Genomic DNA, 25425 nt, shown 5'->3' with positions numbered 1-25425 from the left:
GCCTCGGCACGCGCCCGCCGGTCACCGGTCTGCCTCCGGTCCCGCGAGGAGCCCGGCCAGCTGTGACAGCGGGGGCGGGGTCCCGGCGGCGGACGCGACCACGACCTCCTCGATGCCCCGCAGGTGGGCGTGGATGGCATCCGGCGGTAGACAGGCCGTATCGGCGGTGAGGGTGACGGTCAGCGAGGCCGCGTCCCCGGTCACATGGAGGCAGTAGCGGCAGGCCACCCGCTCCTGCGTCGCGGGGAAGTCGAGGACGGTGCGGCTTCGCAGCTCCGCCAGCTCAGCGGCGCCGGGCGCCGGGATGGTGGAGGCGGCCCGGTCCACCAGACGCATGTCGTTGAAGCAGCAGTACGGGTGGACCTCGGTGCCCCGGTCACGGGACGCTCGCTCCAGCAGCGCGTCCCAGCCCACCGGATCGTAGGCGGCGGCCCGGTAGCCGGCCAGCGCGGCGGGCCACGCCCCGGCCAACAGGTCCGTGAAGACGGCCTTTCCGGGAGGGGCGTCGGGCAGGGCCAGGACGAACAGCGCGTCCTGGGACAGCGTGCCGACCATGGTCCGCCGACGCTCCGCCGCCCGGTTGCCCGCGATCGGCATCACCGCGGCGGCCCGGTGTCCCTGGCCGACCGCTACCAGGGCCGCCGCCGCGGTCAGCAGCACCGTGGAACCACTCACCCCGTGGGCGACCGCCACAGCGTCCACGGCGCGCGGCAGGGCAGCCGAGACCAGCCGGCCCGTCCAGAAGCGCGGCCGGAGAGGATCGGCCACCCGCTCCGCGAACATCGTCGGCGGCACCTGCGCCAGCCCGCGCTCCCAATGCGCGAGCGCCGCCTCGCTCGCCCGGCGCCCGGCCGGACCGTGCTGGTGCCGGGCGAGGTCCAGCGGGGTCTCCGGACTGACCGGACCAGCCGCCCCGCGCCGGACCAGCAGCCGGAGGTCGCGTACGAGGACCTCCGCGGCGTGCCCGTCGGCGGCGAGGTGGCAGAGGGCGAGCACGGCGTGGGTGATCCGCCCGCCGCTGCGTACCGCGCCCAGCCGCACCGGCCATTCCTCCGTGTACCCGAACCGGTGCCCGGACAGCTCCGCCAGCAGCTCCGCGGCCTTGTCCCCGGCCCGGTCCGGATCGGGCTCGTCCCTGACGACGAGCTCCGCACGCCCCTCCGCATGGAGCCGCTGTCTCGGCTCGCCGTCCTCGACCACCACCCGCGTGCGCAGCGCCTCGTGTCGCGCCAGCAGGGCGGAGAGCGCAGTGGCGAGGCAGGCGGTGTCCACCGGGGCTCCCCGGTCGGCGAGCGGCAGGACCCTGCCCAGATTGAAGTAGTGGTCGTTGGGGGCGGTTCGGCCGATCGCGTGCCAGATGGCGCGCTGGCCCCAGGTGAGGGGCGCGTCGCCCGACCGTCCGGCGGTGAAGGGGATGTCCAGGACCTCGTCCGGGAGCCGGTCGACCTGCGGGGGAGAGTCGTGCTCCGGAGGAGCGCCGGTGTCGGTGGGGCTCATGGTGTGGACTTCGCCCCCAACCGGATCAGACGATCCGTGAACCCGCGTAGACCCTCGGTGTGCAGGGTCCGGTCGCCGAGATCGACGAACACGCCGTACGTCTCCTCCACGGCGTCCACCAGACGCAGCAGGGACAGCGAGCTGACGCCGAGCGCGGCGAGCGGCTCGGTGGAGTCGAGCAGCTCCCGTACGCCGAGCAGTCCGTCCGTGGACCTCGACACGAGCGCGGCCACCTGCCGGTGGAGCGCCTCCGCATGGTCGGAAGGAGTGGCCTGCGACTGCCGGGCGTCGGACCGCGCGCCATCCGGCAGCCGGGTGCCGGGCAGCAGGTCCCGCGGGTGCTCCGAGGTGCTCATCGGGCCTCCGTCCGGATGCCGGGGCGCTCGTCGGCCAGCCTGCGGCGCAGGCTGAGCGGGCGGATGTCGCACCAGACCCGGTCCACGTGGGCGACGCACTCCTCCTCGGTTCCGGCGAAGCCCTCGGGCCGCCAGCCTTCGGGCAGCGGCGCCCCCTCCGGCCAGACGGCGTGCTGCTCCTCGTCGTTGACGACGACGGCGTAGCGGATCTCGTTGCTCATGGCTGCTCCTCGCGCAGGGTACGGACGACGGCGGAGACGTCGCGTGCGGTGGGTGTGTCGAAGAAGACGTTCAGCGGGACGACGACGCCGAGGCGCTCGTGGATCCGGGCGGCGATCGCCGTGATGATGAGGGAGTGGCTGCCGAGGTCGAAGAGGTCCTCGTCGGGGGTGAGGTCGTCGATCTCCAGCACCTCGCGCCAGATGGCGAGCACGGCGGCACCGATCGGGTCGAGCACCTCGTCCGGCGACGGCGCGGCGGCCGGTTCGGGGCGGACGGGCTCCGGCAGGGCGGCGCGGTCCAGCTTGCCGTTCGGCGTCAGCGGGAAGGCGTCCAGGACGACGTACGCCCCCGGGAGCAGGGCGGCGGGCAGAGTGTCGGCGAGGAAGGCGTGCAGCGCGTCGGGGTGCGGGGCCGCGCCGGCCGGGACGACGTAGGCGGTGAGGCGGCGGTCGGTCTCCGGGCCGTGCAGGGCGGCCGCTGCCTGAGCGACCGCCGGGTGCCCGGCCAGCCGGGCCTCGATCTCGCCCAGTTCGATCCGGTGGCCCCGCAGCTTCACCTGGCTGTCCGAGCGGCCGAGGAACTCCAGCACCCCGTCCGGACCTCGCCGGACCAGGTCGCCGGTGCGGTACATGCGGCTGCCGGGCGGTCCGTACGGGTCGGGAAGGAAGCGGGTCGCGGTGAGGCCCGGCCGCCCCCGGTAGCCGTGCGCGACTCCGGCGCCGCCGACGTACAGCTCACCGATGACCCCGTACGGCACCGGTGTGGCGCCCGGATCGAGCACGTACACACGGGTGTTGGAGAGCGGGGAGCCGAGGGAGACCGAGCCCTCCGGAGCGAGCGCGGGCTCCGCGAAGGTGGACCAGATGGTGGTCTCGGTGGGGCCGTAGACGTTGACCAGCCGCGTGGTCGCGGCCGTCAGCCGGGCGGCGAGCGGGGCGGGCAGTGCCTCGCCCCCGGTGATCGCGTTCGGGACGGGGACACTGCGGTCGAGACCGGCGTCGAGGAGCAGCCGCCACCCGCTGGGTGTCGCCTGCACGTGGGTGACACCCTCGTGGCGGATCAGGTCGAGCAGCGCGTGCCCGTCGCGGTGGGCGCCCTCGGGGACGAGCACGACGCGCCCACCTGTGGTGAGGGGCAGGAGCAGCTCGACGGCGGAGATGTCGAACGACAGCGAGGTCAGCCCCAGCCAGCGGTCCTCGGGGCGGGAGCCGAGGCGCTCGGCGAGGCTGCCGAGGACGTTGGCGAGGGCGGAGTGCGGAACTTCGACACCCTTGGGAAGACCGGTGGAACCCGACGTGTAGAGCACGTACGCGGGGAGGGAGGGATCCGGGAGCGGGAGAGCCGGGGCGGCGTCGCTCGCCGGCGGCGTGAGATCCGCCGGGGTGAGGTCGCCGGCGCCCTCCGAGATCGAGGTGACGCGGAGGGCGAGGGCGGCGTCCTCACGCACGAAGGCCAGCCGCTCCGCCGGGTAGGCGGGGTCGAGCGGCAGGTGGGCGGCCCCGGCTGCCAGCGTGCCGAGGACTGCGACGAGCTGGTCGAGGCCCCGCGGCAGCGCGATGCCGACGAGGGTGCCCGGTCCGGCGCCGCGCCGGGCGAGCGCCGCGGCCGCGTGTGCGACCCGGTGGATCAGCTCGGCGTACGTGACGTGCTCGCCGTCCGCGACGACCGCGACCGCGTCCGGATGCTCCTTCGCCCGTGCGGCGAGCAGCGCGGGTACGGTGCGCGCGGTGAGTTCCGGTTGCGGCGCGGGAGCGGCGAGCTGGTCGCGCAGCTCGTCCGCGGCGAGCAGGGGCAGCTCCCCGAGGGGTGCGGTGGGGTCGGCGAGGGCTCCGTCGAGCAGCCGTGTCCAGTGGGCGACGATCCGGCGGACGGCGTCGGCGGTGAGGCAGCCGACGCCGCCGCTGTCCGAGTCGTCCTCCCCGGGCGCGTGCCGGGGGAGCGGCGCGGTTCGGAACTGCGCGCTGCCGTGGATCTCGTCGCCGCTGTCCACGAGTTGGAGGTGGAGGAGGTTGCGGACCGTGCCGGAGAAACCGATCCAGCGCACCCCGGCGGTCACGGGCCCGAAGTCCGGCGCGGGTGCGGCGGGGCGGCGCCGGTAGCTGACCGACAGCGGCGCGAGCGCCGTCCGGGGTGCGAGGCCGCGGACTGCCTGCCCGAGGGGGACGGCCCGGTGTGCGTACAGCGCGCGCAGTTCGCCCCGCACCGCGCGGACCCAGTCCTCGAACGGCAGGCGGAGCGGATTCCCGCCTCCGACGGATCCGACGCGCAGGGGCAGTTCGTTGACCGCGAGTCCGACGCCCACCGGCGCGCCGGGCGGCCGCAGGGACAGCTCGACCGCGGTGGTGGGGGTGGGATCCCCGTACCGGACGAGGAGCGCGTGCCAGGCGGAGAGGAGGAGCTCGAAGCGGGTGACGCCCAGCTTCCGGGCGGCCTCCGCCAGCGCGGCGCAGCGCTCGGCGTCCAGCCGGAACGGCATCTCGGCACCGGTCGCGGCCACCAGGCCGCCGTCCGCCGGCGGCACGAGGCCGGGCAGGACGGGCGCGCCCGGCCCGTACCCGCGCTCCTCCCAGTACGCGCGGGCGGCGGCGATCGCCTCGGGCGCGGGCGGGCCCGTCGGGCACTCGACGGCGGGGGGCAGGGGCTCGCCCCGGTAAGCAGTGGCGAGGTCGGCCACCAGCCGGTCCTTGGACTCGCCGTCGAGGACGAGGTGGTGGGCGGTGACCAGGAGGACGTGGTGCGCGGGGCCCGTGCGGAACAAGGTGAAGCGGCAGAGGGGGCCGGTGTCGGCGTCGAACGGCGTCGCGCGCTCCCGGGCCAGGACGGAGTCCAGTTCGTCGGGCGAGCAGTCGACGCGCCGGGGGGACGGGACCTCGCAGGTGTGGACGGAGCCGTCCGGTCCGAGCCGGCTCGCCAGAACCGGATGGTGGGCCGTCACGGCCCGGCAGGCGCGGTCGAGGGCCTCGGCGTCGAGCGGGCCGCCGAGGTCGAGGGTGACGGCCATGTGGTAGGCGCCGCCGGTGTCGAGCGTGCGCTCGGTGAGCCAGATCCCGTGCTGGGCAGGGCTGAGCTGGGTCATGGGGTGGCCTCGCGGGGGTCGTGGGTGAGGATCCGGCGCAGCTCCCGCTTGAGGACCTTGCCGCCCTCGTTGCGGGGGAGCGAGTCGAGGAACAGAACGGTGGCGGGGAGTTCGTGGACGGCCAGCAGGTCGAGGAGGAAGGCCCGCAGGGCGGTCGCGGTCAGACCGTCGCGGTCGCCGCCGCTCCCCACCGGGTCCGCGCCGCGAGGGACGACGGCGGCGGCCACGACGCTCCCGAGGGCGGGGTGGGGGACTCCGACGGCAGCGGCGTCGGCGACGTCCGGGTGGGCGTGCAGGGCGTTCTCGACGAGGAGCGTGGACACCTTGTGGGCACCGGACTTGACGACGTCGCGCTCACGGTCGAGGAGGTGCAGGAAGCCGTCCGCGTCGACCCGGCCGAGGTCGCCCATCCGCGTCCAACCGCCGAGGAACACCCCGTCGTCGCCGTCGCCCAGATAGGAGCGGGGGGCCGAGGGAGAGCGGAGCCACAGCTCGCCGGGCGCGCCGGGCGGCAGCGGTCGGCCCGCGCCGTCCGTGACGCGCAGGTCGGCCAACGACGCCGGCCGGCCGGGCGACTCCGGCCGGGCCGCGTCGAACAGCAGCGTGACCTGGGCAGGGGCGGCCTCCGTCGACGTGTAGTAGTTGACGATCTGGGCCGGGGCGAAGGCCCGGCCCAGACCGAGCGCCACCTGCTGCGGCAGCGCCGCCGCCGTCGAGCCGACGAGGCGCACGGTGCCGAGGGAGCCGGCCTCGACGGCCGCCGCCAGGGCAGGTGAGCCGAGGAGTTCGATCGCCATGGCGGGAACCACGAAGACGCTGCCGACAGCGTGCTCGGCGACCGCGCGGAGGAACCGCGCCGGGGTGAACTGCGGTGCGGTGACGCAGGTCGCGTGCGCGTTGAGCGCGTTCACGAGCATGCTCTGGCCCGCGTTGCTGCCCACGGGGAACGCGTGCAGGAAGGTACGGGAGTGGCGGAGCGGTCGGCGCCGCTCGTCGCGGGTGCACCCGTGCACCAGGTTGGCGTGCGTCGCCACGACCCCCTTGGGCACCCCGGTCGTGCCGGATGTGTACAGGATCTGGGCTGGGGCGGCCGTGTCGAGCTCGGGAAGGCGCGGCTCGCCGGGATACCCGGCGGCGTCCTGCTCGGTGAGCCCCCGCACCCCGTGCGGCGTACCGGCCGGCAGCTGGGCACCGGCGTGCACGAGGAGGCGTGCCCCCGAGTCCGCCATGGCGTGCCCCAGACCGGCGGGCGACGTCCGGTCGGAGAGCGGTACGGCGACGCCGCCGGCCCGCAGGACGGCGAGGAACGCCACGGCGTACTCCGTCCACCGGTCCGTGCCGAACCACAGCCCGACCCGGTCCCCGGCGGCGAGCCCGGCCGTGCTCAGGGCGGCGGCCAGGGCACCGCTGCGGTGCTGCCATTCGGCGAAGTCCAGCCGCGCGGGCCCGTTGACGACCGCCGTCCGGTCCCCGTGGGCGGCGGCCCGGTGGGCGAGCAGTGCCGGGAGGCTTGCGGGCGGGGCCGGTACGGGGCCCGCGGGGGAACGGCCCGTCCCGGGCCGGCGGATCACGGGGCGCCCGCCTTCGCCCGGCGGTCCGCCGCGGCCCGGGCACGCTCACGCAGGCCTACCAGGTCGTCCGGCTCCGCGTCCGGGACGTCGCGGTCGAAGCGGGCCAGCGAGGGCAGCCGCAGCCCGAGGGCGACCAGCCCCGCCATCGCGAGCCCGAACAGCACGTACATCAGGGCGATGCCGCGGCCGGGACCGGTGCCTACGAGTGGTCCGAAGACGGGGGCGAGAGCGCCCCCGGGCTCCATCAGCGGCCCGAAGAAGGCGGAGCCGAGCGGGGCGACGACGCCGTGCCCCAGGGGCAGCGTGGACCAGGCGACCAGCGTGTTGAGGGCGAACACCCGCCCGTGGAACCGCTGCGCCACCTTGGTCTGCACGATCGTCGCGTAGATGCCGTTGACGAGGGCGAGGGCGAAGGACATCCCGAAGGCCCCGAGGGCGACCACCCACAGGTTCGCGCGCAGTCCCGTGACGGCGCCCGCCAGGGCGAGGAGCCCGGCGAGGGCGAGCATGCCGCGCAGCCGGTGCCGGCGGGGCCCGCCCCAGAAGCCCATGGCCACACCGCCCAGGAGCGCCCCGGCGCCGCCCGCGACAGCGACCCGGGCCGCTCCGCCGAGGTCGTCGAAGGCGAGGACCAGCGGAGTGGTGAGGAGGAACAGCGGCGAAAGGAAGACGTTGAGCCCGGCGAACCACAGCAGCATGGAGCGGAAGCCGCGGTGCCGCCACACATGGGCGAAGCCGTTGCGGATCTCCGCGACGAGGGACTCGCGCCGGGTCCAGGGCAGCGTGCGCGGGAACCGGACCGCGAGCAGGATCCCGACGGCCACGACGTAGCTGATCACGTCGATGACGAGGATACCGCGCAGCCCGATCGCCGCCATGAGCGCGACGGCGGCCAGCGGCACGACGAACTGCGCTGTACCGAAGGCGAGTTGGACGATCCCGTTGGCGTGGCCCAGGTAGCGCTTGGGCACGAGCTGCGGTACGGCCGAGGCGTAGGCGAGCCGTTGGAACGTCAGCGCGACGGAGAGCACGCCGAGCAGGACGTACACCTCCCACGACCGCAGCTGGCCGGTGAGGAGCAGGACGAGCAGTCCTGCCTGGGTGGCGCCCGCGGCGACGTCTCCCACGAGCATCACCCTGCGCCGGTCCATCCGGTCGACGAGCGCCCCGGCGAGCGGGCCGACGAGGATGCCCGGGAGCATGGCGACGACCGCGTACAGCGCGTACCGGGCCATGGATCCGGTCTCCAGGAGAATCCAGATCGGCAGGGCGAACTCGGTGAGTGCGGAGCCGGTGATGGAGGCGAGCTGGCCGCCCGCCACCAGGAGGAAGCGCCCCATGCCGGGCTGTGGTCCGTCGCCCGGCTCCGCCACGGTGGCCGTGCCGTCTCCGGCGTCGGCGGGCGAGGCGGCTTCGGGGACGGGAGCGGTGCCGCCGGTCACGGGAACCGGATCCGTGGTGACGGGGCCGGTCTCGCCGTGGAACCACCAGGAGTTCTCCGGGGCCGCTGCGGGCAGCGCGTCGGTCGTGCCGTCCAGGACGGCACGGTGCACGCTCGTGACGGCCTCCGCGACCTCGGCGGCCCGGTAGGTGATGAAGAAGTGGCCGCCCTCGTCGAGCACGGCCACGGCGGAGCGCTCGGCCAGCAGCAGCCACTCCCGGTAGCGCTCCTGGTAGAAGTCGGCGGCCGGGTCTCGGTCGCCGACCAGGGAGACGAGCGGCGCGCGCAGCCGGGGGCCGCCCTCGGCGACCTCGGCTATGGCCCGGGTGAACCAGTCCTCGGCGGCCTTCGTGTCCCGGCGCATGTTGCCGATGACGAACCGGACCTGCTCCTCGTCGAGTTCGGAGGTGTCGACGCCCATGCCGGTCAGCCAGTTGGCGTACGTCCGGTCGCCGACCAGCCGTTCGAGCGAGGCGACCCTCCCGAGGGCGGTGAGGATGCGGCTGCGGGGGGCGGCGAAGGGGTACTGGGCACCCGCGTACACGCCCTCCAGCTCCCGGCCGGACGCCTCGAGGGCACGCGCGACGGCGACGGCGAGAGCCGTACCCACGGCGCAGTGGCCGTAGACGACGAGTGGGCCCTCCACCCGCTCCCGGACCTCGGCCGCGATGCCGGCCGCGAGGTCGTCGAACGAGAGCCGCTCCTCGGTCACTCCCAGGTCGTGCCCGGGGATGGCGACGGCCCACAGCTCGGTGCCGGTCGGCAGCGCGTCTGCGACCGGCTGGTAGACGACGGCGCTGCCACCCCCGTACGGGACGCAGACGAGAGTCAGCCGCCTGCGGTCGGCGGGGACCGCGCGGGTGAGACGGTGCAGCAAGGACCGGGGCCCGCGCTCCCGCTCGTCCCGGGCGGCGACGGCCGCGAGCTCCCGGACGGTGCGGTGGGTGAACAGGTCCATCACGCTGATCGGGCGGGCCCCGGCCTCCGTCAGCCGTTTGCGGGCCTTGGCCACCACTTGGGTGGCGAGGAGCGAATGGCCGCCGAGGTCGAAGAAGTTCTCGTCTGCGCCCACCCGGGGCAGCCCCAGCACCTCGGCCCAGATCGAGGCGAGGACCTGCTCGGCCGGTGTCTCCGGCTCCGCGGCCCCGGCCGCGCGGTGGATCGTCGGGACGGGCAGGGCTCGCCGGTCCAGCTTTCCGTTCGGGGTGAGCGGCAGTGCGTGCACGACGGTGAACGCGGTCGGCACCTGATGGTCGGGGAGGCTGCGCCGGAGCGCGGCACGCAGGGCGGACGGATCGGGCTCCTCGGCGCCCGCGGCGGCCACGAGATAGCCGACGAGGCGCTTGTCGCCGGGCCGGTCCTCGCGCAGCACGACGGCGGCGTCGGTGATGCCGGGCTGCGAGCGGAGCGCGGCCTCGGTCTCACCGGGCTCGATCCGCAGCCCGCGGAGCTTGATCTGCTGGTCGATCCGGCCCAGGTGCTCCAGCGTGCCGTCCGGGCGCCGGCGCGCGAGGTCGCCGGAGCGGTACAGCCGGGAGCCGGGCGGGCCGTACGGGTCGGGGACGAAACGGGTGGCGGTGAGGCCCGGCCGCCGGTGGTAGCCGAGGGCGACGGCCGTTCCGCCGATGTGCAGCTCCCCGGGGGCACCGGGCGGCACGGGGCGCAACCGCTCGTCGAGCACGTACAGACGGGTGTTGTCGATGGGCAGGCCTATCGGGACGGTCTCCATCTGCCCCGCGCACTCCCAGGAGGAGACGTCCACCGCGGCCTCGGTGGGCCCGTACAGATTGGCCAGGGACAGGCCCGGCAGCCGCGAGGTGAGCTCGCGGGCGGCGTCGGGAGGCAGAGCCTCGCCGCTGCTCACCACGCGGCGCAGGTCGGTGCAGCGCTCGACGCCCTCCTCGGAGAGGAACGCGGTGAGCATGGCGGGCACGAAGTGCGCGACGGTCACACCGGCGGACACGATGAGGTCGCGCAGATAGCCGCTGTCCTTCTGCCCGCCGGGCTTGGCGAGTACGATCCGGGCGCCGGTGGTGAGGGGCCAGAAGAACTCCCAGACCGAGACGTCGAACCCGGTGGGGGTCTTCTGGAGGACGGCGTCGTCGGGTCCGATGCGGTAGGCGTCCTGCATCCACTGGATGCGGTTGGCGATGGCCCGGTGAGTGTTGGGAACGCCCTTGGGGCGGCCGGTGGAGCCGGACGTGTAGATGAGGTACGCGGTGTCGTCGGGCCGTGGACCGGAAGGGACGCTGCGCGCCTTCGGCCATTCGGCGGGGTCGTCGAGAAGGAGGACGCGGGCGGTGCAGCCGTCGGGAGTGGCGAGCCCGCGCTGGGTGAGCAGGATCGGGGCATCGCTGTCGGCGAGCAGGAAGGCCAGGCGCTCGGCCGGGTAGTCGGGCTCGAGCGGGGTGTACGCGGCTCCGGTGCGCAGCACCCCGAGGAGCCCGGCGACCAGTTCGGGTGAGCGCTCGGCGCTCACGGCGACAAGGTCCCCGGGACCGACACCCTCGGCGGCCAGGCGAGCCGCGATCCGGTCGGCCAGGGAGTCGAGCTCGCGGTACGTCAGGGCGGCCCGGTCCTCCGTGGCGACCGCGACGGCGTCCGGTGTGCGATCGGCCTGCTCGGTGAAGAGGGCGGTGAGGGTGGTGGCCGGCCGGTCGACGGCGGTGTCGTTGAACCGTACGGTCTCGAACGCGCGCTGCTCGTCGGTCAGGGCCCCGAGGCCGGACACGGGGACGTCGGGCGCGGCGGCCACGGCGTCGAGCAGCCGTCCGAAGTGGGACGCGAGGGCGGCGACGTCCTCCTCGGCGAACAGGTCGGTGTTGTAGTTGAAGGAGCCGTAGAGGCCCTCCGGCCACTCCTGGAGGAAGAGTTCGACGTCGAACCGGGTGCCGCTCGCCCGCACACCGAACGGCTCGACGACGAGGGGGAGTTCGAGGCTGGTCTCGTCGCGCTGCACCGCGTAGTTCTGCACGGCGAGGACGGCCTGGAAGACCGGTGGCCGAGAGATGTCACGGGGCACGTTGAGCTCGCTGACGAGCTGGGCGAACGGCAGCTCCTGATGCGCGTACGCGTCGAGGCAGGTCTCGCGGGTGCGGCGGACCAGCTCGGCGAAGGAAGGGTCGCCGTCCAGTCGCGCGGGCAGCGCGAGCACGTTCACGAACATGCCCACCAACGGCTCCAGCTCAGGCTCCGGACGGCCTGCGACGGGCGAGCCGACGGCGAAGTCGCGCCGCCCGGCGTAGCGGGACAGCAGAACCTGGAACGCGGCCAGGAGCACCATGTGGAGGGTGGCGTCGTGCCGGTCACCGAGGGCGGCCAGCCGGTCGAGCAACGGCCGGTCAACGGTGAAGGCGTACCCGGCTCCCTCGAATGTCTGGCGTGGTGGCCGGGGTCGCGAGAAGGCCAGCTCCAGCGGCTCGACCCCGCCGAGCTCGCCCTCCCAGTAGGCGAGTTCGGCGTTCAGTCGCTCACCGCTCAGACGCTCGCGCTGCCAGAGGGCGAAGTCCCCGTACCGTACCGCGAGTTCAGGGAGCGGATTCGCCTCGCCGGCCACCCTGGCCGCATAACTCCGCAGGACCTCCCCGAGGAGCACCTCGCTCGACCAGCCGTCGCCGACACTGTGGTGGACGAGCAGCAGAAGGACGTGGTCGTCGTCGGCGAGCCGCACCAGCAGGGACCGGAACAGCGGCCCGGCCTCGAGATCGAAGGGGACGGCGGAGACCTTGTCGACGACCCGTTCGGCGGCGGCTTCGTCGGCCGCCTCCACGATGCTGAACGCGGCCGGCTCCGGCGGGCCGACGACGAGCAGCGGGCGCCCGTCCTCGGTGGCCGGGTAGCGGGAGCGCAGCGTCTCGTGGCGGGCGACGCTCGCGTCGAGGGCCACCCGGAGGGCTTCGGTGTCCAGAGAGCCGCGCAGCCGCCGCACGACGGGAATGTTGTACGCGGAGGTCCCGGGGGCGAACTGCTCCATGAACCAGAGGCGTTCCTGCGCGAAGGACAGGGGGACGGGCGTTCCCGGAGCCCGGCGCGGAATGACGGACCCGGGCTTCGCCCGCGACACCAGCCGTCGCCGGAGCAGCTCGCGCTTGGCGTCGGAGAGGGCCGGTGCGGCGGCGGACCCCGGGGACGGGGAGGCGGTCGTGCGGGTAGCTGACGGGGCCGGCCCGGGTTGCGGGGACGGGTCGGCCGGAGTCGAGGTGTCGGTGCTGCTCATGACGTCGGTCGGATTCCTTCCAGGGTGTCCTGGGCGGCCAGGAGTTCGACGGCGGCGGCCTCGGACAGGGTGTCGATCTCGGCGGCCAGGGCAGCTTCGACGGCCTCGGCGAAGGCGGCGACAGTGCGGTGGGTGAAGAGCGCGCGCAGCGGTACGGCCAGGTCGACGGCTGCGCGGATGCGGGCCACGACCCGGGTGGCGAGCAGGGAGTGCCCGCCCAGGGCGAAGAAGTCGTCGTGCGCGCCGATCCCCTCGACGTCCAGGACCTCGCTCCAGACCTCGGCGACAAGTTCTTCCGCGTCGGTGCGCGGAGGCACCCGCACGGTCCCCGGCGCGGCCCCGGAGTCGGGCGCCGGAAGAGAAGCGCGGTCGAGCTTGCCGTTCGGGGTGAGCGGCAGCGTGTCCATGAGGACGAAGGCGTGAGGGACCGCGTGCGGCGGCAGCACGGAGGCGAGCCCGCCGCGCAGGGAGTCCGTGTCGGGCGCGGGAGCATCCGGCGTGGGGACCACGTGGGCGACGAGGATGTCGCCGCGCACGCTCACCACCGCCCGCTCGACGCCTGGCAGCGCCAGGAGTGCCGTTTCCACCTCCCCGGGCTCCACCCGGTAGCCCCGCACCTTGACCTGGTCGTCGATGCGCCCCAGGAACTCCAGTGCCCCGTCGGCCCGGTGGCGGACAAGGTCGCCGGTCCGGTAGCGGCGGGCACCCGGTGGCCCGTCGGGGTCGGGGAGGAACGCGCGGGCGGTCGCACCGGGCCGGCCCAGGTAGCCGTCGCTGACTCCGGCACCGCCGATGACGAGTTCCCCCGGGGTCCCCGGGGGCACCGGGCCGCCGTGCCGGTCGAGGACGGCCACGGTGGTCGCGCCGATCGGACGCCCGATCGGCGGACGCGCGCCGCAGTCCTGGTCGCCGAGGTCCGCGGTGGTCGCGATGATGGTCGTCTCGGTGGGGCCGTAGGAGTTGACCAGCCGAACCCGGTCGCCGAACCGCGCCCGCCAGGCCGCCACGGCGTGCGGCTGCACCTGGTCGGCGCCCAGGATCAGCAGGCGCAGCCGGTCCGGCCAGGGCGTCTCGTCCAGGTCCGCGACGAGGTGGTGCCAGTAGGGCGTGGGCAGGTCCAGCACGGTGACGCCGGCGGCGTAGGGCTCGGCCAGCTGGTCGGGCAGCGTGGTGTCCGGCCGGGCGGTGACCAGGACGGCACCCGAGGCCAGAGCGGGGAACAGTTCCTCGGCGCTGGTGTCGAACGAGAGCGTCGCGAACTGCAGGACACGGTCGTCGTCGGTGAGCCCGTACCCCTCGCGCATCCAGGCGACCCTCGCGGCGAGCGCCCGGTGCGGCACGAGCACGCCCTTGGGTGTGCCCGTGGACCCGGACGTGTAGATGAGGTAGGCCGGGTCGTCGGGTCCGGCCTCGCCGGGCGGCTCCGGCAGCGCGCCGGGCACGGACTCCGCCGCGGCAAGGCGCAGTGACAGCAGGGGGAGCCGGTCGGGGAGGTCGTCCGCCAGGCCGTCGGGCAGCGTCCCGTCCGGGGTGACGAGCAGTGCGGCGCCGCTGTCGGCGAGCATGAACGCGAGCCGTGAGGCGGGGTAGGAAGGGTCCAGTGGAAGGTAGCCCGCGCCGAGCCGCCAGGCGGCGAGCATGGCGACGACCGCCCGCGGTCCCCGGGGGATGCAGAGGGCGACCAGGTCGCCGCGGGTGACGCCGCGGGCGGCCATCCGGGCGGCGAGCGTCCGGGAGGCGTCGGCGAGCGCGCCGCGGGTCAGGGTCTCGTCGGGTCCGACCACGGCGAGGGCGTCGGGACGCTCGGCCGCCGCGAGGTCGACGGCTCGGAGCACGGTCGGGGCCGTCGGTCCGGTGGGATCCGGTCCGCGGGACCCGTCCGCGAGGAAGCGGAGTTCGTCCGCGCCGAGGAGGGGAAGCCGGTGCACCGGGGTGTCCGGGAGCGAGAGCGCGGCCCTGAGGAGGGTCTCGAAGCGGGACGCGAACGCGGCGGCACTGCGCGCGTGCAGCAGGTCGGTGCGGTAGCCGAAGACGGCGTGGAGGTCGTCCCCGTCCGGCCTGATGTCCAGGCCGAGTTCGAATTTGGCCGCGGTGTGTCCGCCGTCGGTCTCGGCGCACGCCAGATCGGCGAAGGCCTGCTCGCCGAGCGCGCCCCCCTCGTGGGTGTGGACGGCGAGCAGGGTCTGGAACACAGGCGTGCGTCCCGCGTCCCGCTCGGGCTTCAGCTCCTCGGTGAGGCGCTCGAAGGGGATGCGCCGGTGAGTGAGTGCCCGCAGCCAGTCGGAGCGCGTCCTGCGGAGAGCCGCGGTGAAGGTGGGGGCTCCGGCGAAGTCGGCCCGCAGGACGAGTGCGGAGGAGAAGTAGCCGATCGTCCGCTCGCTGTCGACGGTGTCGCGCGCGGCGGTGGGCACGCCGACGCAGAAGTCGTCCTGTCCGGTGCTGCGGTGCAGCATGCTCGTGTACGCGGTGGCCAGGACCATGAACGGCGTGACGCGGTGGGCGCGCGCGAAGGCGTCCAGCGCCGGTCCTATCCCGCGCAGCACCCTGGTGTGGTAGGCGCCGGAACTGCCGGGCGCGGCCGGCCGGGGGAGGTCGAGCGGCAGCTCCAGCGCGGGCGCCCCGGCCAGGTGGTCGCGCCAGTGGGCCAGTGCGCCTGCCGCCTCAGGACCGTCGAGCCAGGCGCGTTCGGCGGCGGCGTGCTCCCGGTAGGAGGGCACGGCGGGGAGGACGGGGTCTCTGCCCTCCTTGAAGGCCGCGTAGTGGTCGGCGAGTTCGGCCCGCAGCAGCCCGAGCGACCAACCGTCCGCGACGATGTGGTGCAGGACGAGGCACAGCAGGTGCTCGTCGTCGCGGGTGCGCAACAGCGCCGCCCGCAGGAGCGGCCCGGCGGCCAGATCGAACCCTGCGTTGGTGAGTGAGGCCAGCACGTCGGCGGTCGCCCGCGCGGTGCCGCCGCGCAGGTCGCGCTGGTCGAGGCGGACGGGCGCGGGATCGTCCACGACGACCGACGGACGCCCGTCCTCGGCGGGAAACCTGCTGCGCAGCGCCTCGTGCCGGAGCGCGACGCCGTCGAGCGCCCGACTCAGCGCCCTGGCGTCGAGCATGCCCCTGAGTCGCAGCACGTACGGAATGTTGTACGCGGGATCGCCCGGCTCCAACTGGTCCAGGAACCAGAGCCGTTCCTGTCCCACGGACAGCGGCCCGGCGTTTCCGTCCACGACGCCGACCGGCGGCCCGACTCCCGAGATCACCACATGGACTCCTGTTCGATGCGTGGGGGCGCAGCGCCCGGAGGGCGCCGAGAGGGAAGGAACCGGGTGTACCTGAAGGGAACGGTTCCGGACATGGAGAGGAGGCGTCCGGGGGAACAGGAGCCCTCGTGGGGCGGCCGCCGTGACAGAACGAATGCTAGGGAGAGGCCTGACGCGAGGTCAATGGTATGGACCATTCGGATCCTGTCGGTCATGGCGTGAGGCGGCTGGTCGTCGCAGTTGAGGGCGCTGGAAGGTGGTCGGATTCTCTCCCTGCCGTCCCTGTCGCGAGGGAGCTGCCAGCGGCCGCTCTCGGATCCCGTCCGCCCTGCCTGCGACAAGGAGCCGGCGAGCGGGCGGTGTGCGCAGCAGGGTGGGTCATGGCTGGAACCAAGCGCCGGTGAACGTGCCGTCGAAAGGGTGGCAAGCGCGCCCCTGAAGTGGTCGGCCCGGGGTGATGACAGCCGGCCGGGTGGCTGCAGGCCGGACCGCAGCCTTTGCTGTCGGCGGGCTGTGAACCTGACCTCGATGCGGGACCGGTGCCAGGTCGTGCACGGGATCCTGTGGAAGCTGTCCACCGGTGCCGCCTGGCGTGACCTGCCCGAACGTCAGGGAGTGGAAGGCGTCCCCGGCCCTCGGGGTCCGCGCCACGCTCCACCTGATGACGCAGCTCGGCGGCCGGGCGCTCCTCATCGGCTGCTGCTGGCTTGCCGCCGGGTTCGGGTACCTCCTCCGGCTCACCGGGGGCTTCACCCGCCCGACCCGCGAACTGGCCCCGGACGAAGGGTGGGAGCGGTCAGAGGCACGGGTCTGACGCCGGGCGTCAGTCCGCCGCCACCCGTTCCCTCTCGAACCCGTCTGCGTTCTCCAGGTACCCGGGATGGTCGAGGGCGATGGCAGCGGGCAAGGCGGGCGAGATCACCATCAGCGTGCTGAACGCGGCCCACCTGCTGCATGACCCCGCGAGCGCCCGCGGCTCTCCCGCAGGCGTCGAGCACGGCTGCCACGACGGGCGGGCAGCGGGGCGCGTCCGCTGAGGCGGATCCGGCGCAGCAACGGCGTCCCGTGGCACCGTCTCCGGTCCCGGCAGGGCACCGCCGGCCATTCGCAACAGAGGGCGGTCACGGACGTGGCCGCCGTTGTCGGCGGGAATGCCGAGGGAGTTGCCCGGCGCGACGAGAAGGAGTGACCGGACCGGCACCGGGTAACGATGTGAGGGTGGTGGCCTCGGTCCTGACGGGCGAGGCCACCGCCCTCACGGGCGTTTCTGCGCGCCCCCGATGACGTCCTGCGCGGAGTGGACCGGAAGGCGCCCTCGGCCGCGTCGGCGCAGGCTGGGCGGTGTCCTGCTGGTCGTGAGCGCCCACAGCAGCAACGCCACGCAGCTGATTCCGGCGCCCAGGGCGCGGACCGCGCCCCGGGCGGGTGCGGCGGCGAGTGCGGGCAGGGCGGCACCGGCGGCCACGGCCGCGGCGGTGCCCAGGACTCCAGGGCGACTGGGACCGGACGAACTAGACGTGCCCATGAGAGTGAGGCCTCTCGTCCATGTGCGGGTTCGGCGGGAAAGGCGCCGAGGAGAGGCTATGGGCGCGCCGGGTCGCATTCCATGCACAGAGCGCCAAGGGTTCGTTGCCGGGATGTTGCGGCGCGTTCCCGCAGCGTCGGCATCCCACCGCCGCCTGTCGACGGACCTTCGGATCGGGCGTGGCGGCGAGAGGAAAAGGAGCGGGTCCGAGGGCGTAGCCTGCCCCCGGACCCTGTGGATGCCGCTCACATCACACGCCGGCACACTTGAGGACCCGGGTCATTCGTCATTGCGTCGCGTCCTGCCTTTGGACCACCGCCGATCGAGCTCGGCGGACCAGATTCGAACTGGCATTTCGACGCACCAGGGCCCGGGCCCGGTCGATCCGGCGATGAGCGGCGCATGCTGAGTCTGGAGCAATAGTCTGAGATTGACCGCGGTCTGCCTCTGCCTGGTTGGGCCATCCCGGCAGGAAGTGCCGGGAGGAGGACTCGAACCTCCACTGGAACCGCGGATGTCACGACAAGGCTCAGCTTCAGCTTTGCGCTCCTCGCGCACCCCGACCGCTCTCCGCGGCCGGGGAGTCTGTGGTGCTCCGGCTAACCGAACAGGTAGCCGAAGACGGCGTCGCCGACCCGCTTGTCGGTGACCTCGGAGCTGTTGGCCTCCTCACGGGCGAACTTCACCGCCTGCTGGAGCCTTTCCACCCGCTCCAGCAGCTCGTTGACACGCCGGGCCGGCAGTGCACCCGAGAACTTCACGGTGGTCCAGTAACCCACCGGTACGTCCTCGTAGTAGACCTCGACCTGCGCCGGGTGCTTGTCCGTGGCCTCCGCCTTGACGTGGTTGCGCGGCACCTTCTTCGTGCGGACCGTGCGGACCACCTCGGTCTTCCACGCGTCCGTCGACGGGTCCTGCGTCCAGGACTCGGCCGCGTCCAGCACCGGAAGCTTGCGGACGAAGGTGTTGATGTCCGTCAGCTGCTTCTCCAGGAAGAGCAGATAGGCGACGGGCACCTGCTCCACCAGCACCCGTCCGTCGACCGAGACGTCGGCGCGCGCCTCGCAGTTCGCCCAGTCCTTGGTGGCCGTCACATCGAAGAGCCGGGTCAGTGCCCGCGCGGTGTCACGCAGCGCGTCCTCGGCCTTCACCTGCACCAGCGTCGACTCGGGCGGCAGCTGCTCGCCCTCCTCGTCCTTCGGCTGGTACGTACGGGAGATGCCGGCGAGCAACGCGGGCTTCTGCAGGCCGTGGTGGGCCGCCGTCAGGTCCTGGTGCGCCCTGGACTTGACGCCCTTCTCCACTGCGATGATCTGATTGAGTTTCGTTGCCACGTCACGGAGCCTAGAACGAGCGAGGGCCGTCGATCGAACCATTTTTCACCGCGAGGTTCCGGTGAGCGACCGGCCGGCGAAATCGCCGGATTGTGAGTCTTCTCCGTACCCTGGGTTCACGCCTTCACCCGGTGGCCGGGTCCGGCCGGTCGCGCGGACAGCGGTGGCGTGCGTGACAGTGGAGCGGAGATGCGACAGAGTTCCCAAGCCCCGGGCGAGCCGGGGGACGCCGACGGGCTGTTCAGCATGAGCGACCTCGCCGCCGCGGCGACGCCGACCGACGCCACGGGCGGCCGGCGGTTCCGCGACGGGCCGCAGGCGCGCAGGCTGCTCGACGTGAAGGAGATCCACGCCGAGCCGGCCGCCATGGACTCCTTGCGGGGGCGGCAGATCATCGCACGCTTTCCCGAGGCCCGCGTCATCGAGACCGACTCCCACTGGCGCATTCCGCACCTGCACGGCAACGAAGGAAACGTGGAGCGGTGGGTGAGGGTCAAGCGCGAGACCCTCGTCCTGGGCGAGCGGAAGTCCTTCGGCATCCGGCCCAACGGACGCTCCGCCGACTGGATCGCCCCGGGGCTCTCCAACGGTTGCGCCATGGCCTGTGCGTACTGCTACGTCCCGAGACGCAAGGGGTTCGCGAACCCCATCACCGTGTTCACCAACGTCGAGCGCGTCCTGGGCGGTCTGAGCCGCCACGTCGCAGGGATGGGCCGCAAGGAGGAACCCAACCAATGCGACGAGCACGCCTGGGTGTACGACATCGGGGAGAACGGCGACTGCTCGGTCGACGACCTCATCAGTGACAACACCGCCGATCTGGTCCGCGCGTTCCGACGTTGGCCCACGGCCAAGGCATCGTTCGCCACCAAGTTCGTCAACCCCGACCTGCTACGGCTCGATCCACAGGGCCGTACGCGGATCAGGTTCTCCGTCATGCCGCCCGACGACTCCCGGCTCCTCGACATCCGGACCAGTCCGGTCCCGGACCGCCTCGCCGCCGCCGCGGACTTCCTCGACGCCGGGTACGAGGTGCACTTCAACCTGTCGCCGGTGGTGATCCGTACCGGCTGGGAACAGGCCTGGGCCGAGCTGCTCCGGGCCATGGACGACGTACTCCCGCGGCGGGTGAAGGACCAGGCGGCGGCGGAGATCATCCTGCTGACCCACAACCAGGACCTGCACCAGGTCAATCTCGGTTGGCACCCTCGCGCGGAGGATGTCCTGTGGCGCCAGGACGTCCAGCAGCCGAAGCGCTCCGAGAACGGCAGCTGGAACGTGCGCTACCGCAATGCGATCAAGGCGGAGGCCGTCGACGCGCTGACCCGCCTGATCGAGGACCGAGCCCCGTGGCTGCGGGTGCGCTACGCCTTCTGACCGGCGCATCTTCCGCACACCCCCGGGACGGGCCCACGTTCGTGCCCCGCTCCCGAGGTGCACGGGCGGTGGGCGAGCGTGCCGCAGCGGCGCAGGTGAAGCCCGCCGCGAGGGCTGAACCTGTGGGGTCCACGGAGCGGGCTCACGGTTCGCTCGTGCCCCGCCGCGCAAAGGTTGGATCGGCAACTGCCGCGAGCGTGCTCAGAACGTCTGCCGACCGTGCGGGCACCACGCAGCCCGGCCGCGGTCATGGCAGATGGGGAGGACATAAGCAGAGTCCGGTCGCCCCTGGTCTTGGGCCGCTCCCGTCACGACCGCGGCACATCCGTCCAGTTTTCATGAGCCCGTCATGACAACCTCCCTTGAGGACATGCTCGAAGCCGCCTTTCGTCGGTGGTGAAGCCCGTTCCGGTCGCCGATCATCAGCCTCGATCGGTTTCGCCGCGAACAACGGGCGGGGTGTCACCGGGCGCCCGTGACGACCCAGTGTCGGAAGGCATCGGGCCCGCGCGTCACCGTGACGGACCCACGTTTCCTCGGCCGCCGAACGGTCGTCTCATAGCGGACGCGTGTACTGATCCTCACGGTGTCAGGAAACACTTTCGCGGCCTACGGCTTCTTCATCTACCGGTCTCGAGAGGGAAGGAGATCGGCTGACTGGGGGATTCCCCGCCCGACGTGCGTCCGGCGAACTCCCCCCAGCGAACCCTGCACAAGAACATTCGCTCGCTGGAGGCTCTTGTGCACGTTCTTGTCGGAGTCATCGTCGTCGGGGTCCTGGTCGCAGCTTTCGTCTTCGGGAGCAGGCTGAGGGATCAGGAAGGTCCCCCGCCGGCCCCCACAGCACACCCGCACCGTCCGCCCACTGACCGGCTCCCCGGAGAGGTGCTCGAGCGGCGCCGCCACGTCGAGGTCCCCAGATCCGATCGGGCGAACCGGCTGCGCCCCTACCAACTCCGCACCAGCACCGAACCCGTGCCGTTCGACGAGTCGTAGGCCGCACCAGCCGCACCCCTGCGGAACGACAGATGTCACGGACTTTCGGGGGTGCCCCATGCCGGTCGACGGCTGTGCCCGAGGTCGGCGATAGACGGAACTCGTGCCGAGGCGCCGGGGTGCACATCGGAATCTGCAGCCGTCGCCGCATCCGCCGCCGGCCCGAGAACGGAATCAAGTTTGCCGGTGCCGATCACGGTGCCGATCACGGTGCCGATCACGGTGCCGTCCCGGACTTCATCCATGACGCCCGGGACAGGTCTAGACGGATGGGACAGCTTCATGCACACACACATCCTCGATACCTCGGTGGTGGCGGCCGGCGTCTGGCAGTCCGGACTCGCCCAGGTTCTCGGAGGTCTGATCGTGGTCGCCGTCCTCATCGGCGCCTTCATGTTCGGCATCAGGGTCAAGAACAGGGAGCTACCGCCCCCGGACCCCGAGTCGCAGCCGCACCGTCCCGACACGGGCCAGCTGCCGGGCGAGGTCTCCGAGTACCGCAAGCCCGCGGAGATGCCGCACACCGACGGCGAGCACCGACTCATGCCGTACAACCTGAAGAGCTCCGGTGAGGCCGACACCGATCCGCCGAGCGAGGAGAAGCGCAAGTGGCGCGGGATCTCCAGCGGCGGCTTCGGCAGCGGCGGGACAGGTCACGGCGACTGAAGCAGCCCAAGGGCGACGACCCGGTGGAGCGAAGAGCATCTACACAGGCCTGCCGACGTCTGGCGGTATAAGGCCCGAGCCCCCCGCCGCGGGGGGCTCGGGCCTTGGATCTACGGCATCACCGCCCACCGAACGGGAGTGAGGTCAGCCGCCGCGGGCGTCGCGGTCGGTTTCGACCGTGACGCCGGCCATGGTCCGCATCAGCCTCCGCGCCATCCAGTCCGGGCCGCGACGCCGCACCGCGCGCGTCCAACGCAGCAGGCCGCAGGGGGGCTCGGCGAGCAGACGCCGCATGGCCGCACCCACCCCTTCCTGATCCAGGCGGGACGGATCGAGAGCGAGTGCCAGCCCGGCCCGCTCGGCGTCGTGAGCGATCGAGAACTGGTCGCTGGAGAACGGCAGGACGAGTGCGGGGGTCGCGGCGGCAAGGCACTCGGTGAAGGAGTTGTTCCCGCCGTGATGAACCATCGCGTCGACCTGGTGCAGCAGCCACCGTTGCGGCACTACGTCCGCGACATGTACGTCCGGCCCCGACAGACCCGACAACGACGCCGCGCTGTCGCCCGCCGCCACCACTACCGCGCAGTCCGGGGCGTGAGCGCGCACCGCCCGGACGAGCAAGGCCAGCACGTCGGCGCGAGCCGAGAGGAAGGTGCCGAGAGCGATCAGGACCAACCGCGTGTGGGTAGCCCTGAGCCGGCTCACCACGCCCTCCCACGCAGGACCGGGGCTCGGCTCTCCGGCAGGTGAGCAGTGTCCTCCGTAGAGAAAGCGCGTTTCGCTCGGTCGACGCTCCGGAAGCCACGGAAACCTCGGGTAGTTGAACACCACCGCATGCCGTGACGCGAGTGCGAAGGCGCGCCCGGGCGACTGAGCCGTGGGCGCATGGGCCCGAGCGACCTCTGCGAAGCGATCCGTGAACGCCACGTCGTTGGCCCGAGCGGCCCGCCGCAGCTCGGCGAGGCTCTCCTCCGTGGGGCGGATCGCCTCCGGCCAGGCGTACGGCACACCGAACAGCGCCTCCGGCGAATGGGGCAGATACGTCGGATGCCCCGGGCAGAACGTGGCGAACGGAAGACCGAGACAGTGCAGGGCCAACGTCACCGGATAGCTCAGCTGATCCACCACGTACCAGTCGGGCGCCATGCGGTCCTGCAGCGACCTGATCCCTGCCAGGACCCGCCCCGGGTCAGCCAGCATGTCCTCGCCGCGATGGCGTGACTGCGTCAGCAGCGCTGGGACAGCCCCCTGGCGCGTTGAGCCGAGAAACTCCTCCAGACGTTCCGCTTCCCGGGCTCCTTGCCGGGTGCTCCGCGCGATGCCGGTGTTCGCGTTACGCGTGACGGTCAGCGGCACGAACCGCACATCCGCGTTCTCCGCGAGCGGAGCGAACGCGGGAGCACTCACGAACAGCACCTCCGCCCCCGCCCCCGCGAGTGCCCGCGCCAGCACCGACAGCGGCTGCGCATGCGAAAGGAACGGCGGACTCACCACAGCGACCCGAGGACGTCGGCCTGGGCCGACGCCTTGAGAGAACTCCATGGCACATGCTTCGGCCCGCCACACGCGCTCAGATGCACACTGCCGTCCCGCCGTCGTCACGCCGGCGTTCTCGCCGTACGCCACGGCCCACGATCCAGAGCGCGGAGAGCAGCTCGTGCATCCGGGCGCCGGAGCGTCGACGAATCACCTTGAGGTCGACCGTCGTCGTCGAGGAGATCCCATGACACGCCGCCCCTCTGCCCTGGCTGCGGCCGAGAGCCCCTTGGCGGACTCCGCTGCGCAGCTGCCGGATCCCTTCATGGCCGCCAGGGTCGGCTACTGGCGACAGGCCCCGAGCGCCCCGCCCGCGTGGCGCAGCCCTCGGCCCCACCTGCTCGCCGAACTGGTCAGCGCCGAGTACGGCCCTGCAGGTGCCGGGTCCCGTCGACCCGATGTCGCGACGCCCGCCGACCTGGCTCTGGCCCGACTGAGGCAGCGCCTGCGGTCCGGCAGACTCCCACGGCCGCAGGACTGCGTCCGGCTCCTCACCGGCTGTGACCACACCACCGCAGCCGTCTCCGCCGCCTGGCCTGACATCGTCCGCCGACACGGGCCGACCCAGGCCGCGGACGCGCTGCGAGGCGCCCTCCACTGCGCGCACAGCCCTCGTACGGCGGCACTGACCCTCGATCTCGCCGTAGCCACGGGCCTGCGCCCCCTTCACCCGTCCGAACTCCTCCCGCTCTGCACAGCGGGGGAGCGGCAGATTCGGCACGCCGCCTGGCGGCTGCTTTCCTCCTACGGCACCGCCCTCCCAGCACCAGCCGTGTTCGGGGAACCCGAGGACATGTACGAGCGCCTCCTTCAGGACGCCCTGCGAAACACCCCCCTGAACCTCGCGGACACCGTCGGCCTGCGCCCCGGGATGCTCATCGCGCAGTCCATGCTGATGGGGCATCTCGACCGCCCGGGCGAGGGCATGAGTGGCGGGCTCGGCGTTCTGCTGGGATCCCTCGGCGATGCGCTCGCGCGCACCGACCACGTGGCCGGCGTCCTCACGGTGGTGACGGCCTGCACCACGGAGCTGGAGGCAGACCCCGCGCTCCTGCGCCGACGCGACCGAGAACACTGGGTCCTCAGGATTCCCGTCGACAGCCCCCACCAGGTGGGCACCGCGGAGATGGGACGCCACCGGGAGGCGATGGCCTGGTGGGCCACGCGGCTCTTCACGTCGATCGGCAGGCCCGTCGACGTCCTGCACGTCCGATACGCCGACGACGGCTCCCTCGCCCTTGCCGAAGCGGCACGAAGGGCCGGGCTGGGCCTTGTCTTCACCGCCACCCCTGATCCTCACCGTCAGGTCGCAGAACGCTACGACGTCGCTCACCCGGACGCATCCGCACTCAGGCAGGACCTCCATCGCGTGTTCGTCGCCGACCGGTTGGTCGAACAGGCGGACCGGGTCGTCGGAATCGCCGGACGAGGCCAGGGCGCGGCAGAGCTGCTCCAGCACTTCCCGCAACTGGCCGCCCGCCGCCACGGCGGCGCGCTCAGCGCACCGCCGGAAGGCATTCCCCCCTACCGGCCACCTGCGCACCCGTCACGTCGGGGCGAACTGCTGCTGGGCAGGATCGACGCCCTCGCAGCGGCACACCCGGCCGACAGACCGGTGGTGCTCCTCAGCGTCGGCAGGCTGCACCCCGTCAAGCAACAAGACGTCCTGGTCCGTGCATGGATCGATTCCGGGTGCCACCGGGAGTCCTTCCTCGTGCTCGTCGGAGGGAGCCCGCGGGCCATGGACCCACTGGAGCGCGCGATGGGCGAACGCATCGAGCAAGCCGTCGCCTCCTGCGGCGAGGCCCGCGAGCGGCTCCTGCTTCTGCCCGCCCTCCCCAACGCCGACGTACGCATGCTCGAACGGGCCCTCGCCTGTCCATCAAGACGACTTCGCGCCCGGTACGTGTGCCCGAGCGCCAAGGAGGAGTTCGGTCTCGCAGTCCTCGAAGCGATGGAGGCGGGCCTCCTTGTGGCGGGCCCCCTCCGAGGCGGTGTACCCGCGTACCTCGTCGACGGACTCAACGGAATACTGATGGACACCACCAGCGCAGGCACCCTCGGCGACGGACTGCAACGCCTGATGGAGATCGACGACCAGCACGCCACGTCGATGTCCCGACGTGCCCAGCACCTCGTCCGCTCCACCTACTCCTCGACAGCCATGGCCCAAGCCCTGGCGCATCAGTACACGGCCGTCACCAAGCGGAAGCGGCGAAGGGTCCTCTGACCGAGTGCTGCGAGGCCGCCATGCCGGAAGGGTTCTTCGTCGCCTCGGAGAGAAAGGCCGTCCTCCCTCTTCCATCCCTGCACCGCGCGGAGGGATTCGGCTGCGGCATCGTCCTCGACGGCGAGGCTGCG

17 protein-coding genes and 1 pseudogene are annotated in these 25425 nt (G+C 72.9%); 7 read left to right on the top strand and 11 right to left on the bottom strand.

The genetic code is table 11. The features are described from left to right. Positions 1-21 precede the first annotated feature (21 nt). From ACZ4XX_RS21485 to ACZ4XX_RS21455, 7 genes are read right to left on the bottom strand one after another with little or no spacing between them, the layout of a single operon-like run. A complete protein-coding gene (locus ACZ4XX_RS21485; protein WP_468509450.1) occupies positions 22-1497 on the bottom strand; it encodes a condensation domain-containing protein in 1476 nt (491 codons plus the stop codon). Further along, the gene (locus ACZ4XX_RS21480) at positions 1494-1853 is read right to left on the bottom strand and encodes an acyl carrier protein (RefSeq protein WP_468509449.1); all 360 of its coding nucleotides are present in this window, start codon (positions 1851-1853) and stop codon (positions 1494-1496) included. Before ACZ4XX_RS21480 ends, ACZ4XX_RS21485 begins: the two co-directional genes overlap by 4 nt. Next, positions 1850-2074, bottom strand: a complete 225-nt coding sequence (locus tag ACZ4XX_RS21475; protein ID WP_468509448.1) for an MbtH family protein — start codon at positions 2072-2074, stop codon at positions 1850-1852. Before ACZ4XX_RS21475 ends, ACZ4XX_RS21480 begins: the two co-directional genes overlap by 4 nt. Beyond that, entirely contained in the window at positions 2071-5151 is a 3081-nt protein-coding gene (locus tag ACZ4XX_RS21470; protein ID WP_468509447.1) for a non-ribosomal peptide synthetase, read from the bottom strand. Before ACZ4XX_RS21470 ends, ACZ4XX_RS21475 begins: the two co-directional genes overlap by 4 nt. Beyond that, a complete protein-coding gene (locus tag ACZ4XX_RS21465; protein WP_468509446.1) occupies positions 5148-6722 on the bottom strand; it encodes a class I adenylate-forming enzyme family protein in 1575 nt (524 codons plus the stop codon). The genes ACZ4XX_RS21470 and ACZ4XX_RS21465 overlap by 4 nt, the downstream gene beginning before the upstream one ends. Further along, positions 6719-12379, bottom strand: coding sequence for an amino acid adenylation domain-containing protein (locus ACZ4XX_RS21460; protein WP_468509445.1), 5661 nt, complete (start codon positions 12377-12379; stop codon positions 6719-6721). Before ACZ4XX_RS21460 ends, ACZ4XX_RS21465 begins: the two co-directional genes overlap by 4 nt. Beyond that, positions 12376-15633, bottom strand: coding sequence for an amino acid adenylation domain-containing protein (locus ACZ4XX_RS21455; RefSeq protein WP_468509444.1), 3258 nt, complete (start codon positions 15631-15633; stop codon positions 12376-12378). Before ACZ4XX_RS21455 ends, ACZ4XX_RS21460 begins: the two co-directional genes overlap by 4 nt. Before the next feature lie 525 nt (positions 15634-16158). Between ACZ4XX_RS21455 and ACZ4XX_RS21450 the strand changes: the two are divergent. The 3 genes and pseudogenes from ACZ4XX_RS21450 to ACZ4XX_RS21440 all read left to right on the top strand — a co-directional run. Next, positions 16159-16245 (top strand): annotated as a pseudogene (locus ACZ4XX_RS21450) (IS5/IS1182 family transposase); the annotation flags it as partial. Then, entirely contained in the window at positions 16223-16444 is a 222-nt protein-coding gene (locus ACZ4XX_RS21445; protein WP_468509502.1) for a hypothetical protein, read from the top strand. The pseudogene ACZ4XX_RS21450 and the gene ACZ4XX_RS21445, both read left to right, overlap by 23 nt. A 79-nt stretch (positions 16445-16523) precedes the next feature. Further along, positions 16524-16667 (top strand): hypothetical protein, encoded by a 144-nt coding sequence (locus ACZ4XX_RS21440; RefSeq protein ID WP_468509501.1) that lies wholly within the window; start codon positions 16524-16526, stop codon positions 16665-16667. A 218-nt stretch (positions 16668-16885) separates the two neighbouring features. Here ACZ4XX_RS21440 and ACZ4XX_RS21435 read toward each other — a convergent pair whose 3' ends face one another. Beyond that, the gene (locus ACZ4XX_RS21435; protein WP_468509443.1) at positions 16886-17095 is read right to left on the bottom strand and encodes a hypothetical protein; all 210 of its coding nucleotides are present in this window, start codon (positions 17093-17095) and stop codon (positions 16886-16888) included. Between the two features lie 659 nt (positions 17096-17754). Continuing rightward, entirely contained in the window at positions 17755-18531 is a 777-nt protein-coding gene (locus tag ACZ4XX_RS21430) for a DUF7873 family protein (RefSeq protein WP_468509442.1), read from the bottom strand. 147 nt (positions 18532-18678) lie between these two features. Between ACZ4XX_RS21430 and ACZ4XX_RS21425 the strand changes: the two genes are divergently transcribed. Then, the gene (locus tag ACZ4XX_RS21425; protein WP_468509441.1) at positions 18679-19866 is read left to right on the top strand and encodes a spore photoproduct lyase family protein; all 1188 of its coding nucleotides are present in this window, start codon (positions 18679-18681) and stop codon (positions 19864-19866) included. A 678-nt stretch (positions 19867-20544) separates the two neighbouring features. Next, positions 20545-20862, top strand: coding sequence for a DUF6479 family protein (locus ACZ4XX_RS21420; RefSeq protein ID WP_468509440.1), 318 nt, complete (start codon positions 20545-20547; stop codon positions 20860-20862). Between the two features lie 35 nt (positions 20863-20897). Here ACZ4XX_RS21420 and ACZ4XX_RS21415 read toward each other — a convergent pair whose 3' ends face one another. Continuing rightward, entirely contained in the window at positions 20898-21146 is a 249-nt protein-coding gene (locus ACZ4XX_RS21415) for a hypothetical protein (protein ID WP_468509439.1), read from the bottom strand. Here ACZ4XX_RS21415 and ACZ4XX_RS21410 point away from each other — a divergent pair. Next, a complete protein-coding gene (locus ACZ4XX_RS21410) occupies positions 21145-21528 on the top strand; it encodes a DUF6479 family protein (protein WP_468509438.1) in 384 nt (127 codons plus the stop codon). The genes ACZ4XX_RS21415 and ACZ4XX_RS21410 overlap by 2 nt on opposite strands. A 144-nt stretch (positions 21529-21672) precedes the next feature. Here ACZ4XX_RS21410 and ACZ4XX_RS21405 read toward each other — a convergent pair whose 3' ends face one another. After that, the gene (locus ACZ4XX_RS21405; RefSeq protein WP_468509437.1) at positions 21673-23019 is read right to left on the bottom strand and encodes a nucleotide disphospho-sugar-binding domain-containing protein; all 1347 of its coding nucleotides are present in this window, start codon (positions 23017-23019) and stop codon (positions 21673-21675) included. A gap of 232 nt (positions 23020-23251) precedes the next feature. On the opposite strand from ACZ4XX_RS21405, the gene ACZ4XX_RS21400 reads away from it, so the two are divergent. Continuing rightward, the gene (locus ACZ4XX_RS21400) at positions 23252-25294 is read left to right on the top strand and encodes a glycosyltransferase family 4 protein (protein WP_468509436.1); all 2043 of its coding nucleotides are present in this window, start codon (positions 23252-23254) and stop codon (positions 25292-25294) included. Positions 25295-25425: the final 131 nt, after the last annotated feature.

The sequence above is a fragment of the Streptomyces sp. NPDC029956 genome (assembly GCF_055574655.1).
This window is presented reverse-complemented; position numbering and strand designations above follow the sequence as displayed.